General features: G+C 73.7%; 2 protein-coding genes. Both read left to right on the forward strand.

Annotated elements, in window-relative coordinates; all coding sequences use genetic code 11:
• Positions 1–1096: peptidoglycan D,D-transpeptidase FtsI family protein (locus tag MEICH_RS25245; protein WP_036218584.1), on the forward strand; the 1096-nt coding region annotated here is incomplete at its 5' end.
• Positions 1097–1184: 88 nt separating this feature from the next.
• A partial coding sequence (locus MEICH_RS25250; RefSeq protein ID WP_084542315.1) for a Mur ligase family protein occupies positions 1185–2063 on the forward strand: 879 nt, incomplete at its 3' end.

Here is a 2063-nt window from a genome sequence, read left to right on the forward strand (position 1 = left end):
CGGCGTGGCCGGGCGCGGGCTCAGCGGCCTCGAGCGCGACCTCGAGAGCGCCCTAGCCGCCGGGCGCGACGTGCGCCTGACCCTCGACCCCGCCGTGCAGTCGCTGGCCGAGCAGGCCCTGTGGGGCGCGATCGAGTCCTCCAAGGCCGACTGGGGCACCGCGCTGGTGATGGAGACCCACACCGGGCGGCTGCTGGCCGTCGCCAACGGCCCCCGCTTCGACCCGCAGGCCCCCCGCCCCGACCCCTCGGTGGACGTCTCCTGGCGCAACCACGCCTTCCTGGTGGCGCTCGAGCCGGGCTCGACCATGAAGGCCCTCACCGCCGCCGCGCTGCTCGAGCAGCGCAAGGCCGGCTTGGACACCGTGGTAGACGCGCCCATGTACTACCGGGTCGCGGGCTGGACCATCAACGACGTCGTCGCCCACCCCCGCAAGCTCACCCTGGCCGAGGTGCTCAAGTACTCCTCCAACGTGGGCATCAGCAAGCTGGCCGCGGGCATGGACCGGCGGAAGCTCTACGCCACGATGGAGCAGCTCCACTTCACCGACCCCCGCCCGATGCCCGGGTCGCGCCTCGAGCAGCCCAAGGTGCGGCGGCCCGAGCTGTGGGGCCCCACCGAGTACGTCAACGCCACCTTCGGGCAGGGCTTTCTCATCACCCCCCTGCACCTCGTCGCCGCCTTCAACGCGCTGGCCAACGGCGGGGTGTACCTGCCGCCGCAGCTCGTGCAGGGTCCGGTGGGCGAGGGTGAGCGGGTCTTCCGCCCCGAGGTGGCGCGCGACATCCGCAAGGCCCTCACCGACGGGGTGGCCCCGCAGGCCAAGCTCGAGGGCTACGCGGTGGGCGGCAAGACCGGCACCGCGCAGGTGGTGGTGGACGGGCGCTACTCCCGCACCGTCTACAACGCGCTTTTCGCGGGATTCATCCCCTCCGACAAGCCCAGGGTGACCGTGGTGGTGGTGCTGCACCACCCCAAGGGGCCCCGCATCCACGGCTCGATGGTGGCCGCCCCGGTGTTCCGCGAGATCGCGGCCGGGCTCTTCAGCCTGTGGGGCGAGCCGCCCCGTCTGGAAGCCTCACCCAAAAGCCGGTAGACTGGGGGCTCGGTGAGGCTGTTGTGCATGATGAGTATGTAACACATTTTACTGCTTACGCTAAACCCGCCCCGGAGGTCCGCGCCTGATGGAAGCGATGCCCAAACCCGACACCCCGAGCTGGAGCCGCCTCAGCCCCGAGTGGGTGGCGACGGCGCTCGAGGGGAGGGTCCACCCGCCGGTGGCGGTGGCGCAGGACCTCACCTGGGACTCCCGCGCGGTGCAGCCGGGGACGGCCTTCGTGGCCCTGCCCGGCGCCAAGGTGCACGGGCGGGACTTCGCCGCGCAGGCCCTCGAGCGCGGCGCGGCCTTCGTGATCACCGACCAGGCCCACCCCGGCGCCCTCCAGGTGCCCGACCCCGCCTTGGCCCTGCTGCGGCTGGGCCGGGCGCTGCGCGAGCGCTTCGGCGGCACGGTGGTGGCGGTGGGGGGCAGCTCGGGCAAGACCACGACCAAGGAGGCGCTGGCCCAGGGGCTGGGCTGGCCCGCGCCCGAGGGCAACCTCAACAACGCGCCCGGGCTGGCGCAGTTCCTCTGGCGGCTCGACCCCGCCGCGCGGGGGGCGGTGCTCGAGCTGGGCATCGACCGGCTGGGCGAGATGGACGAGCTCGTGGGCATGACCCGGCCCAGCCTGGGCCTGCTGACCGCGCTGGGCCCCGAGCACCTCGAGGGCCTGGGCAGCTTCGAGAACGTGGTGCGGGAGGAGTCGCGGCTGCTCGAGGGCAGCCCCCTGCGGCTGTGCAGCCTGCAGGCGGCCGACTGGGTCGCCACCCCCGACGTCGAGACCTACGGCTTCGGCGACGCCGACTTCGCGGGCTACGGCCTGGAGCTGGGCGCCGAGTCGAGCCGCTTCCGCTACGCCGGGCGCACCGTCCACGTCCCCTACCCCGGCCTCGGGCCCGCGACGGGCGCGCTGGCCGCGCTCGCGGTGGCCGAAGCGCTGGGCGAGGACCTGGAGGCCGTGACC

It is taken from the genome of Calidithermus chliarophilus DSM 9957 (assembly GCF_000430045.1).
Lineage (GTDB): Bacteria > Deinococcota > Deinococci > Deinococcales > Thermaceae > Calidithermus > Calidithermus chliarophilus.